At 72.9% G+C, this 14,983-nt stretch carries 18 protein-coding genes; 11 read left to right on the forward strand and 7 right to left on the reverse strand.

Annotated elements, in window-relative coordinates; genetic code table 11:
- Positions 1-7 precede the first annotated feature (7 nt).
- From FXF68_RS28475 to FXF68_RS28485, 3 genes are all read right to left on the reverse strand, one after another.
- A complete protein-coding gene (locus FXF68_RS28475; protein WP_148764453.1) occupies positions 8-829 on the reverse strand; it encodes a hypothetical protein in 822 nt (273 codons plus the stop codon).
- Positions 830-913: 84 nt separating this feature from the next.
- Positions 914-2,269, reverse strand: coding sequence for an FtsX-like permease family protein (locus FXF68_RS28480; protein WP_148764916.1), 1,356 nt, complete (start codon positions 2,267-2,269; stop codon positions 914-916).
- Between the two features lie 2 nt (positions 2,270-2,271).
- Entirely contained in the window at positions 2,272-3,069 is a 798-nt protein-coding gene (locus FXF68_RS28485; protein ID WP_148764455.1) for an ABC transporter ATP-binding protein, read from the reverse strand.
- 239 nt (positions 3,070-3,308) lie between these two features.
- Between FXF68_RS28485 and FXF68_RS28490 the strand changes: the two genes are divergently transcribed.
- Positions 3,309-4,586, forward strand: coding sequence for an ArsB/NhaD family transporter (locus FXF68_RS28490; protein ID WP_425458621.1), 1,278 nt, complete (start codon positions 3,309-3,311; stop codon positions 4,584-4,586).
- A gap of 20 nt (positions 4,587-4,606) precedes the next feature.
- On the forward strand, positions 4,607-5,305 hold the full coding sequence (locus FXF68_RS28495) for a PIG-L deacetylase family protein (protein WP_246178989.1): 699 nt from the start codon (positions 4,607-4,609) through the stop codon (positions 5,303-5,305).
- A 33-nt stretch (positions 5,306-5,338) separates the two neighbouring features.
- Here FXF68_RS28495 and FXF68_RS44915 read toward each other — a convergent pair whose 3' ends face one another.
- From FXF68_RS44915 to dut, 3 genes are all read right to left on the reverse strand, one after another.
- Positions 5,339-5,419 carry a 50S ribosomal protein bL37 gene (locus FXF68_RS44915; RefSeq protein ID WP_483902918.1) on the reverse strand — a complete coding sequence of 27 codons (81 nt, stop codon included), beginning with the start codon at positions 5,417-5,419 and terminating at the stop codon, positions 5,339-5,341.
- Positions 5,420-5,557: 138 nt separating this feature from the next.
- Positions 5,558-6,331, reverse strand: a complete 774-nt coding sequence (locus tag FXF68_RS28500; RefSeq protein WP_246178990.1) for a DUF3710 domain-containing protein — start codon at positions 6,329-6,331, stop codon at positions 5,558-5,560.
- A gap of 54 nt (positions 6,332-6,385) precedes the next feature.
- Positions 6,386-6,877, reverse strand: coding sequence for a dUTP diphosphatase (gene dut, locus FXF68_RS28505; RefSeq protein ID WP_067893097.1), 492 nt, complete (start codon positions 6,875-6,877; stop codon positions 6,386-6,388).
- A 243-nt stretch (positions 6,878-7,120) separates the two neighbouring features.
- Between dut and FXF68_RS28510 the strand changes: the two genes are divergently transcribed.
- The 9 genes from FXF68_RS28510 to FXF68_RS28540 all read left to right on the forward strand — a co-directional run bounded on the left by FXF68_RS28510 (position 7,121) and on the right by FXF68_RS28540 (position 12,287).
- On the forward strand, positions 7,121-7,831 hold the full coding sequence (locus FXF68_RS28510) for a hypothetical protein (protein ID WP_148764463.1): 711 nt from the start codon (positions 7,121-7,123) through the stop codon (positions 7,829-7,831).
- Positions 7,828-8,355, forward strand: coding sequence for a MauE/DoxX family redox-associated membrane protein (locus FXF68_RS28515; RefSeq protein ID WP_148764465.1), 528 nt, complete (start codon positions 7,828-7,830; stop codon positions 8,353-8,355). The genes FXF68_RS28510 and FXF68_RS28515 overlap by 4 nt, the downstream gene beginning before the upstream one ends.
- Positions 8,352-8,834, forward strand: a complete 483-nt coding sequence (locus FXF68_RS28520) for a thioredoxin domain-containing protein (RefSeq protein WP_148764467.1) — start codon at positions 8,352-8,354, stop codon at positions 8,832-8,834. Before FXF68_RS28515 ends, FXF68_RS28520 begins: the two co-directional genes overlap by 4 nt.
- On the forward strand, positions 8,831-9,385 hold the full coding sequence (locus FXF68_RS28525) for a hypothetical protein (RefSeq protein ID WP_148764469.1): 555 nt from the start codon (positions 8,831-8,833) through the stop codon (positions 9,383-9,385). The genes FXF68_RS28520 and FXF68_RS28525 overlap by 4 nt, the downstream gene beginning before the upstream one ends.
- On the forward strand, positions 9,373-9,540 hold the full coding sequence (locus FXF68_RS42605) for a hypothetical protein (protein WP_187438148.1): 168 nt from the start codon (positions 9,373-9,375) through the stop codon (positions 9,538-9,540). The genes FXF68_RS28525 and FXF68_RS42605 overlap by 13 nt, the downstream gene beginning before the upstream one ends.
- Positions 9,541-9,558: 18 nt before the next feature.
- Entirely contained in the window at positions 9,559-10,116 is a 558-nt protein-coding gene (locus tag FXF68_RS28530; protein ID WP_222870123.1) for a hypothetical protein, read from the forward strand.
- Between the two features lie 33 nt (positions 10,117-10,149).
- Positions 10,150-10,449, forward strand: a complete 300-nt coding sequence (locus tag FXF68_RS43220; RefSeq protein ID WP_222870124.1) for a DUF6412 domain-containing protein — start codon at positions 10,150-10,152, stop codon at positions 10,447-10,449.
- A gap of 173 nt (positions 10,450-10,622) precedes the next feature.
- Positions 10,623-10,934: a hypothetical protein gene (locus FXF68_RS28535; protein ID WP_148764471.1), complete on the forward strand. Its 312-nt coding sequence runs from the start codon at positions 10,623-10,625 to the stop codon at positions 10,932-10,934.
- Between the two features lie 66 nt (positions 10,935-11,000).
- Positions 11,001-12,287 carry a cytochrome P450 gene (locus tag FXF68_RS28540; RefSeq protein ID WP_148764473.1) on the forward strand — a complete coding sequence of 429 codons (1,287 nt, stop codon included), beginning with the start codon at positions 11,001-11,003 and terminating at the stop codon, positions 12,285-12,287.
- 65 nt (positions 12,288-12,352) lie between these two features.
- On the opposite strand, the gene valS is transcribed toward FXF68_RS28540, so the two are convergent.
- The gene (gene valS / locus FXF68_RS28545; protein WP_148764475.1) at positions 12,353-14,878 is read right to left on the reverse strand and encodes a valine--tRNA ligase; all 2,526 of its coding nucleotides are present in this window, start codon (positions 14,876-14,878) and stop codon (positions 12,353-12,355) included.
- Positions 14,879-14,983: the final 105 nt, after the last annotated feature.

The raw sequence follows: 14,983 nt of genomic DNA on the forward strand, positions 1-14,983 counted from the left end.
GGCGGTTTCAGGTGATCATGAAACGGACGGCGGACACGGCGATCACTACGCCCGCCACGGCCCAGTACGCACCCGCCGCCACGGCGACGACCCGCACGCGCCGCGGCTCGGGCAGCGCGGTGAACGTGAGGAGCCAGGCCAGCAGCGGCAGGACGAGGATCGCGTGCATCGTCACGAAGTGCGCGGGCTTCAGCGCCGCGACGACGTGGTACGCCGCCTGCTGGTCGCCCGACTCGACCTTCGCCACCCCGCGCGCGATCATCGCGGCGCCGGACGCCAGCGCGAGCATCAGCGCCGCGAACCCGGACCGCACGGCGAGCCGCATGCTCGGCGCGGTCTCTGGGTTCGCCTTGAACGCGGCGACCGTGAACGTCACCAGCGTCACGATGAGGACGCCGCCGCCGACGGCCAGCATCCGCGTGATCACCGTGTCGAGCGTCGTCTCCATGTTGAAGTGGGACGGCACCCGCCGCCACGCCTGCACGGTGATCAGCGCGACCTCGACGACGCAGTCGGCCGCGAACACCCCGAGCAGCACGGTGCGCGCCCGATCGCCGAGCCGGACGAAGGATCCGACCCAGGCGATCGTGACGAGCGTCAGCCCGAACGAGAGCCCGAACGTGACGGGCTTGCGCCAGGAGACGGGGCCCGTCCAGGGGCCGCCGTCCACGGCGAAGACGACCAGGTGCAGCAGGCCGGAGAGGAGGAGCGCGGCCCCGACGACGTAGGCGGCGCGCTCGACCCGGCGTCCGCCGGTCCAGGCCGACCGCAGGCCGCGGAGCGCGTCCGCCACCGGCAGGCCGCGTGGGGCGTCCACCGAACCGGCCATGTCCCCTCCCGAAATGAGTGAGTGCTCACCCAGTATGGATGAGCACCCACGCGGAGCACAAACCGGGCCGCCCGCCCGTCCGGGTCAGCGGAGCGCCGCCTCGACCGCCGGGACCCGCACCGCGCGCCGCGCCGCGCCGTGCGCCGTGACCCCGGTGAGGACGGCGGCGAGCGCGACCACCGCGACGTAGGTCCAGACGCTGCCGTCCGGGGTGGCCGAGTCGCGCCGGGCCAGCCCGAACGGGACGATCGTGAAGACGGACGCGACCGTCCCGCACAGCACGCCGGTGACCGTCAGCACCGCCGACTCCAGGCCCACCGCGGCGAGCACCTGGCCGGGCGTGGCGCCCGCGAGCCGGGTCTGGCCGAACTCGCGGCGCCGGTGCGCGATCGCCGCGATCAGCGTGTTGACCAGCATGATCGCGGTGAACAGGACCACCATGCCGATGACGACGAAGTTCAGCGTCTCGATGCTCTTCTGCTCGGCCGTCTTGGCGAGCCCGGCGTCGTCCATCGCGGCGTTCTCGGTCGCCTGGAGGAACAGGGTGCCGACGGCCGTCCCGACGAACAGGATGACCGGGGTGACCGCGGACGCCAGCGCGGACGTCCGGCGGCGCATCGTCGCCGCGGCGAGCTCGCCCGCCGAGCCGAACGCCCGCAGCGGCCCGGCCGCCGCCGCCGTCGCCCCGCGCATGATCACCGGGCTGAGCAGCGCCAGCCCGATCGCGGCGAGGATGTCGGCCTGGCCGGACGTCGCCATCGCGTCGCTGCCCTTGCCGTCCATCACGGTGACGGTGATGAGCCCCTCCCAGACGGCGGCCGCGAGGAACAGCACCGCGAACACGATCCGCTTGCGGCTCAGCCGCCCGTCGCCGATCGCGGCGTCCGTCATCGACTCGGCCACCCGGACGCGGGTGGTCCGGCGCGCCGTGATCATCGCGGCGGCGACCGCGGACACGAGCGTGATCCCGATCCCCATCGACAGCGCGACCGGGCCGAAGCTGTACCCGATGTCGGACGGGACCTGGTCGGTGCCGTGCAGCAGGCCGAGCAGGCCGCGGCCGAGCAGCATCGCCGGGACGATCCCGAGCAGCGCCGCCACCACGGCGAGGCCCGCGGCCTCACCGGTGATCATCCGGCGGAGCTGCGCCGGGGTCGCGCCGACGCTCTTCAGCAGCGCGATCTCCGCGGCCCGCTGCCGGACGGCCAGCGTCAGCGTCGAGGCGACCGCGAAGACCGACAGCAGCAGCCCCCAGCCGCCGACCACGTTCGCCATGATCGACAGCGTCTCCCGGGCCGTCCCGGTCGCGCCGCTGGCCCGCGCCGTGTCGAGCATCGAGGCGAACGCCATGATGATCGCCGAGCCGAGGAACATCGCGAGGAAGCTCGCCGCGAACGCGCCGGTGCGGTGGCGCAGCGAGCGAACGGCCAGTCCGAACATCGTCACGCCTCCGCCATCGTCCGCTGACGCTCGACCTCTTCGGCCAGGTGCGTCATCCGCTCCGCGACGGCCTCGGCGGTCGGCGCGCTCTGGTGGCCGACGATCCGGCCGTCGGCCAGGTACAGCACCGCGTTCGCGAACGACGCGGCGACCGGGTCGTGGGTGACCATGACCACCGTCTGCCCGGACATGTGCACCGACTCCTGCAGCAGGCCCAGCACGTCCCGGGCGCTGCGCGTGTCGAGCGCGCCGGTCGGCTCGTCCGCGAACAGCACGTGCGGACGGGTGACCAGCGCGCGGGCGATCGCCACCCGCTGCTGCTGGCCGCCGGACAGCTCCGCGGGCAGGTGCCCGAGCCGCTCGGCCAGGCCGACCCGTCCGAGGACCTCCCGCGCCAGCTCCCGGTCGACCTTGCGTCCGGCGAGCTTGAGCGGGAGCACCACGTTCTGCATCACGTTCAGCGTGGGCAGCAGGTTGAACTGCTGGAACACGAAGCCGATCCGCTGCCGGCGGAACTTCGTCAGCTCCGTCTCGTTCTCGCCGGTCAGCTCGGCGCCGTCCACCAGGACCCGGCCCTCGGTCGGGCTGTCCAGCCCCGCCGCGCACTGCAGCAGCGTGCTCTTGCCCGACCCGGACGGGCCCATCACCGCCGTGAACGACCCGGCGGGCAGCGACAGCGACACGCCGTCGAGCGCGACCACCTGGTTGCCGTCCGTCCCGTACACCTTCCGGACGCCCTCCAGCCGAAGCGCCTCACCGGTCGCCTGGCCCGCGGGGTCCGGTCCCTTGCGTCCGAACATCGTCCTTACCTCCAGCCCGGGCGCCCTCGCCGGGCGCCTCCGAGAAAGAAGCTACGGACGGCGGACGCGCCGGAGGATGGGCCCAGCACGCCGATCGGGGTAGGCAAAACCCCACCATCGCCCGGCGCCGGCCGGCCCCGGTCCGACCCGGCGCGGCCCGTTCCCACTAGGGTCGGACGCGGTGCGCCGGGAAGTCTGGTCGGCAGGTCCGTCGTCCGCATGCCGATCGGGAGTCACTGTTGGCCGTCGCCGCGATCGTCGTCTTCATCGGCGCCTACGTCCTGATCGCGTCGGAGCGGGTCCATCGGACGGCCGTCGCGCTCGGCGGCGCGGGCCTGATGCTGCTCCTGCGCATCACCGACGGCGACGCCGCGTTCTTCTCCGCCGAGTCCGGCATCGACTGGAACGTCATCTTCCTGCTCCTCGGCATGATGGTGATCGTCTCGGTGCTGCGGCGGACCGGCGTGTTCGAGTTCGTGGCGATCTGGGCGGCCAAGCGCGCGCGGGGACGGCCCTACCGGCTGATGGTGATGCTGGTCGTCCTCACGGCGGCGGCGTCGGCGCTGCTCGACAACGTCACCACGGTGCTGCTGATCGCGCCCGTGACGTTCCTCGTCTGCGACCGGCTCGGGCTGCGGCCCGAGCCGTACCTGATCGCGGAGGTGATGGCGTCCAACATCGGCGGCACCGCCACGCTCGTCGGGGACCCGCCCAACATCATCATCGCGAGCCGCGGCGGGCTGTCGTTCAACGACTTCCTGGTGCACCTCGCCCCGCTGATCGTCCTGCTGGTCGCGGTGTTCTGCGTGCTGTGCCGGTGGCTGTTCCGCTCGGCGTTCGAGCACGACCCGGCGCTCGCCGCCCAGGTCATGGAGCTGGACGAGCGCAAGGCCATCACCGACCGGGGCCTCCTGCTCCAGGGGCTGACCGTCCTCGGGATCGTGGTGGTCGCGTTCGTGCTGCATCCCGTCCTGCACTACGAGCCGTCCGTCGTGGCGCTGCTCGGGGCAGGGCTGCTCGTCGCCGCGACGAAGGTGACCACCGAGGAGGCGCTCAGCGAGGTCGAGTGGCCGACCCTCGTGTTCTTCGCCGGGCTGTTCGTCATGGTCGGCGGGCTGGTCGAGACCGGCGTCATCGGCGACGTCTCCAGGGCGGCGGCCGACGCGACCGGCGACCGGCTCGGCGCCGCGTCCATGCTGCTGCTGTGGGCGTCCGCCGGGCTGTCGGCGATCGTGGACAACATCCCCTACGTGGCGACGATGAGCCCGATCGTGTCGGACCTCGTCCGGCAGCACCCGGGGACGGACGGCCACGTGCTGTGGTGGTCGCTCGCGCTCGGCGCGGACCTCGGCGGCAACGCCACCGCGATCGGCGCCAGCGCGAACGTCGTCGTCCTCGGGATCGCGGCCCGCAACGGCACGCCGATCAGCTTCTGGCGGTTCACCCGCCACGGCCTCGTCGTCACCTTCGTCACCGTCGCGCTCGCCACGCCCTACCTGTGGCTCCGCTACCTGTAGCGATGCGCCAGGATGAGGAGATGGACGAGGTACCTGAGGACTGGGACCGCGCGCTCGCCGTCGTGGCGCACCCCGACGACCTGGAGTACGGGGGCTCGACCGCCGTCGCCAAATGGACCGCCCAGGGCAAGACGGTGACGCAGGTGCTCGCGACCCGCGGCGAGGCCGGGATCGACTCGATGGACCCGGACGAGGTCCGCCGCGTCCGCACCGAGGAGCAGGTCGAGGCGGCGCGCCGGGTCGGGGTCGAGACCGTCGAGTTCCTCGACTTCGCGGACGGCGTGCTGGAGTACGGCCTGCCGCTGCGGAAGGCGATCGCGGCGGCGATCCGGCGGCACCGCCCCGAGGTGGTGCTGTCGGTGAGCCACCGGGAGCGCTTCCCCGGCGGCGGGTTCAACATGGCCGACCACCGGGCGCTCGGCCTCGCCGCCGTGGACGCGATCAGGGACGCCGCGAACCGCTGGGTGTTCCGCGACCTCGGCCTCGAAGCGTGGCAGGGCGTCCGCTTCGCGCTGCTCGGCGGGTCGCCGGAGGCGGCGCACTACGTGGACGTGACCGGACATCTCCAGGCGGGCATCGACTCGCTGCTCGCGCACCGCGTGTACTTCTCGAACCTCGGCGCGGACTTCGACGCGGCGGGCTTCCTCACCGGCATCGCCGAGGAGGGCGGGCGCGCCGCCGGGGTCGAGCACGCGATGACGTTCGAGATGATCGCCTGAGCGGGCCCGGTTCCCGCCGTCCCGGTCCCGCCGTCAGTGGCGGGCGTTGGGCCGCTTTCCCTTGTTGCACTTGCCGCGTTTACGGGCCCGTCGCTTGCGCGTCTTCTTCGACATGTCCTGATTCAGCACCCGGGGGGCGTCCCTGGCAAGGGACGGCCCGCGCGCCGCACGGAAAAACCCGCCGTGCCGCACGTCCGAAACGGCGTGCGGCCGGCGGGTCGGAGAACTCGGGCGGTGCCGGACCCGGACGGGTCAGCGGACCTCGGTGATCTCGGGGCCGCGCTCGAAGGGGTTGAAGGTCTCGACGGCCTCCTCGCCCTCCTCCTCGCCGCCCTCGCTGAACTCCTTCGGGATCTGGAGCTCCAGCAGGTCGCGCGGCGGCATCGGGGCGTCGCCGCGGACGACGACCACGCCGTTCAGGACGTCTTCGAGGACCTGCCACTGCTCCTCGTCCTCGATCGCGGCGCCCTGCACCACGGCCTGGAGGAACCAGCGGGGGCCGTCCACGCCGAGGAAGCGGATGATCTGCGGGGCCCAGCCCTGCTCGACGAACTCCGCCGGGATCTGCTCGCGGGCCTCCGCGGGCATCTCCGCGAGGACCTCCTCGGTGAGCGGCGTCGGGATCATCGCGAGCAGCTCGGTGCCGAACGGCCCCTCGCCCTCCTGGATCTGGCCCTGCGCCTCTTCCTGGATGTCCTTGGCGGTCTCGCGGCGCACGTCGTCCCAGATGCCGGAGCGCTTCGGCGCGGCGAACGCCTGGAGCTGCATCACGCTCTGCTCGTACTGCACCAGGACCGCGACCGGGCGCCCGTCGAGCGGGTTGCCCTCCTCGTCGACCTGGGTGGCCTCGAAGTTCACCTGGAAGCCGAGCCCCTGCGCGACCGGGACCAGCATGGAGCCGAAGTCGAGCCGCTGGATATCGGGGTAGGAGTCCTCCGAGTCCCACGGCCCGCCCGCGGCGCTGTCGGCCCGCTCCGCCACGGCGGGAGCCTCCTCCTCGGTGTCCTCCGCCGGCTCCTCGGTCACCTCGGGACCCTCAGCGGGCTCCTCGGCCTGCCGGCGACGTCCAAAAGCCACGACTCACGCTCCTTCTCGACTGTGCTCATTGTTCCCGAAAACGCGCGTGGAGCCGAATCCGCCGGTGGAGCCGAAGCCGTCGGTTCCGCGCGCCGACCCGGGCAGCTCGGCGACCTCGTGGAACACCGCGTGCTCCACCCGCTGCACGACCAGTTGCGCGATGCGGTCGCCGCGCCGCAGCGTCACGGTGGCGCGCGGGTCGGTGTTCAGCAGGGTCACCTGGATCTCACCCCGATAGCCGGCGTCGACCGTACCGGGTGCGTTGACAATGGTCACCCCCAACCTAGCGCCCAAACCGGACCTCGGGTGAACGAACGCGGCGTAGCCGTCGGGCAGCGCGATCGCCATCCCGGTGGGGACGACGGCCCGCTCCCCGGGCGGCAGCTCGACGTCCACGGCCGCGACCAGATCGGCGCCCGCGTCGCCCGCGTGCGCGTAGCGCGGGAGGGGCAGCTCGGGGTCCAGCCGACGGATCAGCACCTCGACCTTGCTCACGGTCTCACCTCATGATCACCTGCCGGAGAACCACACGACCCTATCCGGGTCGCGGGGCGCGGCCGGGGCTGAAACGCCGGGGCTGGAACGCCGCCGCCGCGCGGGTCCGGCAGTTGACCCTACCCGCTCCCGCGGATGACCACTTCCGGAAGGTTTGGCCCCTAAGCGAAGGATCACCCGTAGCGTTACCTCTGTTACCCGCGGTGCTTCTGTGGGACATGCGTCCCGCAGGAAGGGGACGGCATGGGCAGACCCGAACGCGACGCTGACTACCGCGTCACACATCGCTCCCTGGACGGCGTGCGCGTCCGGCTCGCCGGCCCGCACGACCTCGACCGGCCCTGCACGTCGGTGGCGCGGATCGCCGACCGCGGGCGGCTCCACGAGATCTCCAGCGGGACGCGCGCGGACGCGCTGTCCTGGGCCGACGACATCGGCGTCGAACGGTTCGACGAGGAGTTCCGCATCCAGGACGGGCGGCTCCGCGTCGGCCGGACCGAGACCCGCGACCCCGACACCGGGCAGCGCGAACCCGTCCTCGCCGCCGTGTGGGAGGGCCGCCGCCACGCCGTGTTCACGCACCTCTACCACGCCCGCCCGGCCGACGCCGTGGCGTTCTTCGGAACGCTCCGACTCACCGAGCACGACGACGGGATCGTCGCCGTGCCGCGCGGGCGGGCCCGCCGTCCCGACCCGGCGGAGCTGGTGAAGGAGGTCCCCGGGCTCGGCCTCCTGGAGATCACCGCGCTGACGACGGGGACGCGGCGCCGGCTGCCGCCGTGGCGCGGCGCGTCCGTCGCGGGCGGCGAGCTGTTCCGGGACACGGTCGAGGGCCAGGGGCCCTACTTCCTGCTCGCGCTGAAGGCACTGCTGGTGACCGTGCTGCCGGAGGAGGACCGGGTGCGGGACGTCCCCCGGCGGCTCGCCGGGCTGGCGGTCGAGGCGGTCCGGTGACGGCCCTGCTCGCGGGGATCGCGGCGGTCGCGCTCCCGCTCGTCCTTCTGGGTTCGGTGTTCGGGCAGGTCAGACGGCCCGGCGTGCTGGTGTCGGCGGTGCGGGCGCAGGGCGTCGTGCCCCGTGCGCTCGCCGGACCGGCGGCCGCGGCCGCGATCGCGGCGGAGGCCGCCGCCGGCCTCGCCGGCGCGGCGGCGCTCGTCCTCGGGCTGGACGGGGCGATGCGCGCGGCGTCCGGCGCCGCCGCCGTGCTGCTCGGCCTGTACGCGGTGTACGCGGCGCACGTGTCACGGACGCGGCGCGGCGTCCCGTGCGGGTGCGCGGGCGCGGACACGCCGATGACCGGCTGGGTCGCCGGGCGCGCCGCCGCCCTCGCCGCGCTCGCGCTCGCCGGGGCCCTGCGCGGCCTGCCCACCGGCCTGTCCGCGTACGAAGCGTCCGTCGCCGGGACGGCGGGGCTGGGGTTCGCGGTGATCCTCTGGATGCTCCCGCACGCAATGATCGAGAGGAGGTCGGCCGGATGAGCTTCCAAGCCAGCGCCCTGCTGCTGTCGTGGGCGGCGATCCTGCTGCTCGCCCTGGTGGTCGCCGGTCTCGTCCGGCAGGTGCACGCGCTGTCGCGCGGCGCGCCCCGCCCCGCCGAGCTGGGACTGCCGCCGGGACGTCCCGCGCCCGCGTTCGACCGGCTCGGGCCCGGACTGCTGCTGTTCCTGGACCGCGACTGCGGCGTCTGCGCCGACGTGCTCGCCGCGGCGGGCGGGTCGGACCGGCCGCTGCACGCGGTCTTCGCCGGGGAGGCGGCGGACGAGGCGGCGGCCCGTCCGGGGCTGACCGTGCTGGCGAACGAGCGGGACGGCCTGTTCGCCGACTACCGCGTCCCGGCCACGCCGTTCGCCGTCGTCGTCGACCCGGACGGGCGGGTGCGGGCCGCCGAGCCCGTGGGCTCCCCGGCGGCCCTCCACGAGCTGACCTTGGAGGACGCGCGGATGGGCGGGACACGATGATCGAACTGGAGGACATCCCGCCGCTGCGCGGGCCGCGTCCGGCGGGCGCGCAGCGGGTCAGGCGGCGGCCCGTCCCGGCGGACGCGCCGCGGCTGCGCCCGGCGCGGCGCAGCGTCCTCGCGGGGCTCGCGGCGGCCGGGGCCACGGCGGGCCTCAAGGCGCTCGGCGTGTTCCCGCCCGCGCGGGAGGCGCTGGAGTCCGGGTTCCAGCTGGTCGGCTACTACGACATCTATCCGCGCTGCCCCTCGTACGCGTCGGACCACAACTGCTCGCCCGGCTGCGGGCCGAGCTACGTGTGCAGCTGGTGCTGCCGGACGAGCGGCAAGTACAAGGGCTTCCACAAATCCGGGGCGTCGAATCCCGGCTGGTACAAGCTGCGTCCGAACCAGTGCTACGGCGGCGGTTACGACGGGTGGATCTGGGCCTACGCGAAAAGCTGCGGGTCCTGCAAGAAGGGCGTCACCTGGCGCTGCCACGACGGGTGGAAGAAGTCCCAGAAAGGCGTCTGGTACAAGACCATCTGCCGCAAGGCGACGGCGTGCAAGAACTGACCGCCGGACGAACCCGGCGCGGTCTGACCGATCCCCTTCTGCCCGTCGCCGCCCTCACTTTGATCGCGCTTTCCGCCGCCGCATTGGACGCCGCCGTCCTCTGCTGGGCCTCGGTCGGCGCGCTCGCCGGGTTCTCCCTTTCCGGGAGCGTTTGAACGCGGAACAGCGAATCCGTGCTGTTCTCGCCAGGTTGGCGGGCCCCCGTACGGCAGGACGAGGTCCTGGCCGTCTTCGCCTTCGGGCTCCTGCTCGGAGGGACGCTCAGCGCGGCGGTGATCTGGCTGCTCTCCGGCCTTTCGGCGCCGTTGCCGCCGTCCGTCCGGGTGGGCGCGATCCTTGCCGTGGCCGTTCTCGGCGCGGCTCGGGAAATGGGCTTGGTGCGCCTTCCGCTCCCCCAGAACGCGCGCCAGATCCCGCCGGACGTCCTGCAAGCCCATTTGCGCCGGGGCGCCTTGCAATTCGGCTTCGAGTTGGGCACCGGGGTCCGCACTTATGTCTCGTCCAGCGCGCCCTATGTGCTGGCCTTGGCGCTTTTCCTCAGCCACGGCCCGCTTCGCACCGCCCTTCTGACGGGCGCCGCGTTCGGCGCGGGACGCGCACTGAGCGCCGCCCTCACCTACCTGTCCCGGGACGCGCGTCGCGACGCCGCCATCGCCGCGCGGATGCCTCCGGTGCGGAACGCCACCGCGCTGACCGCGCTCACGGCACTCGCTCTCCTGCTGCTCGCCTGAGGTGGCAGAGTTGATCACGGAAGAGGAGGGGTCGTGTCCGTGCTCTGGTCGCTGGTGATCTCCGTGGTGCTGCGGGGCTTCGCCATGGCCGAGTGGACGGGCCCAGGCCAGTCGCTGCTCGTGCTGATGGGCACGCTGACCGTGGCCGGGCTGCTGGTGCTGGCGGCCGTGCGCCTCAGTGCCGCGCGCCGCGGGCACCGGGTCGCCCTGGCCACGGTCCGGACGACGCTGCGCGAACGCACCCTGCGCACCGCCTTCCTGCCGCAGCGGGACCCGGACGCGGCGGGACGCCCACGTCCGCGCGCACCCGGAACGGGGATCGCGGCCGCCTGAGCGCGGCCGGAAACGCCACCGATCTCCCCTTGTTCCGGAAGGTTTCCCATGTTCGGCATTTTCGACGTTCCCGTTTCGATCGCGGCCGTCCTCGTCGGCGGGCTGGCCGACGTCCTGCGCCGACCGTCGGCGAACTCGCCACCGCGCTGGCGATCGTCCTGTTCACGTCCCTGGTGCGGCTGGCGCTGCTCGCCGCGCCGCTCGGCCAGAACTGGATCGGCGTCGTGGGCGGCGGGCTGCTCGCGCCGCCGTCGCTGGTCTTCCTCGGGCTGTTCGCCCTGCTGGGCGCGGTGGCCGTGCAGACGTCCCGGCGCGTCACCGCCGAAGGGCCCATGGGCCTCGTGGCGCGGGCGCCGCCGTTCGGGACGATCGTCGTCGCGGCGTTCGTCCCGCCGGCGGCGGGGCTGTACCTGCTGACGTCCGGGGCGTGGACGGCGGCGGAGCGCGCGGTGCTGCGGCGCGGGGCCGTCCTCGCGGGGGCTTGACGGAGGTCCGGGCGGTCGGTTCGATGGAAACCGAATGACGTTCTGACTCGGGACGGGCGGTGCGCGGTGGCGGCGACGGTACGGGACATCGGCGGGATCGACCTCTCCGACCTCGCGTTCTGGTCGCTGCCGCCGGAGCGGCGGCTCGCCGCGTTCGCGCGGCTGCGGGAGCGGGAGCGTCCCGCGTTCTTCCCCGAGCTGAAGCTGCCGTTCATCCGGACCGGCCCCGGCTACTACGCGCTAACCAGGCACGCCGACGTCGTCGAGGCCAGCCGGACGCCCGAGGTGTTCAGCAGCGAGCCGTGCTCCAACAGCGTCGCCGACCTGCCCCGGTACATGGCCCGCTACTTCGGCTCGATGATCAACATGGACGACCCGCGGCACGCCAAGATCCGCCGGATCGTGTCGCGGGCGTTCACCCCGCGCGTCCTCGCCAAGCTGGAGGCCGACCTCCAGGCGACCGCGACGCGGATCGTGGACGACCTGCGCGGCCGGGGCTCGGCCGACTTCGTCACCGAGGTCGCCGCCCGGCTCCCCCTCCAGGTCATCTGCGACATGACGGGCATCCCGCACCGGCTGCGCCCGATGGTCTACGACCGGACGAACACCATCCTCGGCCTCGGCGACCCCGAGTACACCGGCGGCAAGGACTTCAACCGCGACGGCATCACCCGGATCGGCGTCCTGTACGGGCTACTCAAGGCCATGACGGCCGGGTACGAGCTGAACCACCTGGCGATGAAGCTCGCCCGGCGGCGGCGCAGGCACCCGGGCGACGACCTGGTGTCGCGGCTCGTGTCCGCCAACGTGGACGGCGAGTACCTGACCGACCAGGAGATCGGCTCGTTCTTCATCCTGCTCGTCGTCGCCGGGAACGAGACGACCCGGAACGCCATGTCGCACGGCCTCAAACTGCTCACCGACAATCCCGAGCAGCGCGCCCTGCTGATGGAGGACTTCGACGCCCGCGCGCCGGGCGCGGTGGAGGAGATCGTCCGGATGGCGACGCCGGTCATCCAGTTCCGCCGGACCGTCACCCGCGAATACGAGATGAACGGCCAGCGATACCAGCGAGGCGACAAGGTCCTGCTGTTCTACAACTCCGCCAATCGCGACGCCGCCGTGTTCGAGGACCCGGACGCCTTCGACATCACCCGCTCCCCCAATCCGCATGTCGGGTTCGGCGGCCCCGGCCCGCATTTCTGCCTCGGCGCGAACCTGGCCCGGCGGGAGATCACGGTGATGTTCCGGGAACTACTCACCCACCTCCCGGACATCCGCGCGACCGGCGAGCCGCGGATGCTCTATTCGAACTTCATCAACGGCATCAAGCACCTGCCCTGCGAATTCTGACCAAGCTGACCCCGGCCGCGCTCACCTCTGACCGCGCTCACGTCCGCGCGGCCGCCCGGGGTGATCTAGGTGACGGGCGCGAGGACGACGTCCACGGTGAGGTCGGCGGGCGCGTCCTCCAGCGTCAGCTCGGCGATGCGCCCGGCCGCGGCCAGGTCCGGCCGCGCGATCCGGGCCGCCTCCGCGCCGCGCACGACCGCGCGGGACACGTCCGCCCGCATCGACGCCTTCGCCTCCGACTTCGCCTTGCGGACCTGCCGCAGCGCCTCCCCCGTCGCCGCGAGGACGGCCGGGTCGCCGCCCGGCGGCAGCTCGGCGGGCGACGGCCAGGACGCGGTGTGCACCGACCCGTCGCGCCACCACGACCAGACCTCCTCCGTCACGAACGGCAGGACGGGCGCGAACAGGCGCAGCAGGACCGACAGCGCGGTGCGCAGCGCGGCCCGCGCCGACCGCGCCTCCGCGCCCTCCCCGTACGCGCGGGTCTTGACCAGCTCCAGGTAGTCGTCGCAGAACTCCCAGAAGAACCGCTCGGTCCGCTCCAGGGCCCGCGCGTAGTCGTAGCCGTCGAACGCGGCCGTCGCGTCCTCGACGACGGCCGACAGCGCGGCCAGCATCGCCCGGTCGAGCGGCTCGGTCACCGGCGCGTCCGGCTCGACCTCGCCGAGCCCGAGCACGAACTTCGAGGCGTTGAGGATCTTGATCGCGAGGCGCCGCCCGACCTTGATCTGCCCGGTGTCGAACGCGGTGTCGGTGCCCGGCCGCCCCCCGGCCGCCCAGTACCGGACGGCGTCCGACCCGTACTGGACCAGCAGGTCGATCGGCGTGACGACGTTGCCCTTCGACTTGGACATCTTCTTGCGGTCCGGGTCGAGGATCCAGCCGGACAGCGCCGTCCCCTTCCACGGCAGCGACCCGTGCTCCAGATGCGCGCGGACGACCGTGGAGAACAGCCACGTCCGGATGATGTCGTGCGCCTGCGGACGCAGGTCGTACGGGAAGACGCGGCCGAACAGGTCGGCGTCGCGCTCCCAGCCGCCCGCGATCTGCGGCGTGAGCGACGACGTGGCCCACGTGTCCATCACGTCGGGGTCGCCCGCGAAGCCGCCGGGCGCGCCGCGCTGCTCCTCGGCGTACCCGGGCGGGACGTCCGAGGACGGGTCGACGGGCAGCGCGCTCTCCGGCGGGACGATCGGCTCGTCGTAGCGCGGCTCGCCCGCGTCGTCCAGCGGGTACCAGACCGGGATCGGGACGCCGAAGAACCGCTGCCGCGAGATCAGCCAGTCACCGGACAGCCCCTCGACCCAGTTCTCGTAGCGGGCGCGCATGTAGGCCGGATGCCAGGCCAGCTCGCGCCCGCGGGCGAGGAGCTCCGCCCGGACGCCCTCGTCGCGCCCGCCGTTGCGGATGTACCACTGCCGGGTCGTGACGATCTCCAGCGGCTTCGACCCCTTCTCGTAGAACTTCACCGGCCGCGTGATCCGGCGGGGCTCGCCGTCCAGGTCGCCGGACGCGCGGAGCAACTCGACCACCCGCTCCTTCGCGGAGAAGACCGTCTTGCCCGCAAGCTCGTCGTAGGGCCGCGCGGGGACGCCGGGCGGCGGGTCGGCGGCGAGCCGCCCGTCCCAGCCGACGACCGCGCGGGTGGGCAGGTTCAGCTCGCGCCACCAGACGACGTCGGTGACGTCGCCGAACGTGCAGACCATCGCGATGCCGGAGCCCTTGTCGGGCTCGGCGAGGCGGTGCGCCACGACCGGGACCTCGACGCCGAACAGGGGCGTCCGGACGGTCCGTCCGAACAGCTCCTGGTAACGCTCGTCGTCCGGGTGCGCGACCAGCGCCACGCACGCGGGCAGCAGTTCGGGACGTGTCGTCTCGATGTAGACCGGGCGCTCGTCGCCGTGGAAACGGATCCGGTGGAACGCGCCGGGCTGGTCGCGGTCCTCCAGTTCGGCCTGGGCGACGGCGGTGCGGAACGTGACGTCCCAGAGCGTCGGCGCCTCCGACACGTACGCCTCGCCGCGCGCCAGGTTGCGCAGGAACGCGCGCTGCGACGCCGTCCGGGAGACGGCGCCGATCGTCGTGTAGAGGCTGCTCCAGTCGACCGAGAGGCCGACGCGGCGCCAGATGTCCTCGAACGCCTTCTCGTCCACCTCGGTCAGCCGTTCGCACAATTCGATGAAATTGCGGCGCGAAACGGGGATCTGCCGTTTGGCGTCCGGCTTGGCGGGCGGCTCGAAGTCGGGGTCGTAGGGCAGCGACGGGTCGCATCGCACGCCGAAATGGTTCTGGACGCGGCGCTCGGTGGGCAGGCCGTTATCGTCCCAGCCCATCGGGTAGAAGACCGCGCGACCGCGCATCCGGTGGTATCGGGCGACGGTGTCGGTGTGGGTGTAGGAGAAGACGTGGCCGACGTGCAGGGAACCGCTCACGGTGGGCGGCGGGGTGTCGATCGAGAAGACCTCGCCGCGCGGCCTCGTGCGGTCGAAGCGGTAGAGGCCCTCGTCGTCCCAGACGCGTACCCACTTCTCCTCCAGGCCGTCCAGGGAGGGCTTGGCGGGGACGTGCGGAATACGCGGCTGCTCTGTCATGCGCCAATGGTATTGACATCCGCGCCGATCGCACTCCGGTTATCGGCCCGGACGCGGCGATCACCGGCGGGCCGTTCCGGTAGCGTCGGAGACCACAGGACGACT

The organism is Actinomadura decatromicini (genome assembly GCF_008121305.1).
GTDB classification, from domain to species: domain Bacteria; phylum Actinomycetota; class Actinomycetes; order Streptosporangiales; family Streptosporangiaceae; genus Spirillospora; species Spirillospora syzygii.

Bases quoted from the DNA above. Each gene is read 5' to 3' on its own strand.
- FXF68_RS28475 (WP_148764453.1), bottom strand. From the start codon at position 829: ATGGCCGGTTCGGTGGACGCCCCACGCGGCCTGCCGGTGGCGGACGCG.
- FXF68_RS28480 (WP_148764916.1), bottom strand. From the start codon at position 2,269: ATGTTCGGACTGGCCGTTCGCTCGCTGCGCCACCGCACCGGCGCGTTC.
- FXF68_RS28485 (WP_148764455.1), bottom strand. From the start codon at position 3,069: ATGTTCGGACGCAAGGGACCGGACCCCGCGGGCCAGGCGACCGGTGAG.
- FXF68_RS28495 (WP_246178989.1), top strand. From the start codon at position 4,607: ATGGACGAGGTACCTGAGGACTGGGACCGCGCGCTCGCCGTCGTGGCG.
- FXF68_RS44915 (WP_483902918.1), bottom strand. From the start codon at position 5,419: ATGTCGAAGAAGACGCGCAAGCGACGGGCCCGTAAACGCGGCAAGTGC.
- FXF68_RS28510 (WP_148764463.1), top strand. From the start codon at position 7,121: ATGGGCAGACCCGAACGCGACGCTGACTACCGCGTCACACATCGCTCC.
- FXF68_RS28520 (WP_148764467.1), top strand. From the start codon at position 8,352: ATGAGCTTCCAAGCCAGCGCCCTGCTGCTGTCGTGGGCGGCGATCCTG.
- FXF68_RS28525 (WP_148764469.1), top strand. From the start codon at position 8,831: ATGATCGAACTGGAGGACATCCCGCCGCTGCGCGGGCCGCGTCCGGCG.
- valS (WP_148764475.1), bottom strand. From the start codon at position 14,878: ATGACAGAGCAGCCGCGTATTCCGCACGTCCCCGCCAAGCCCTCCCTG.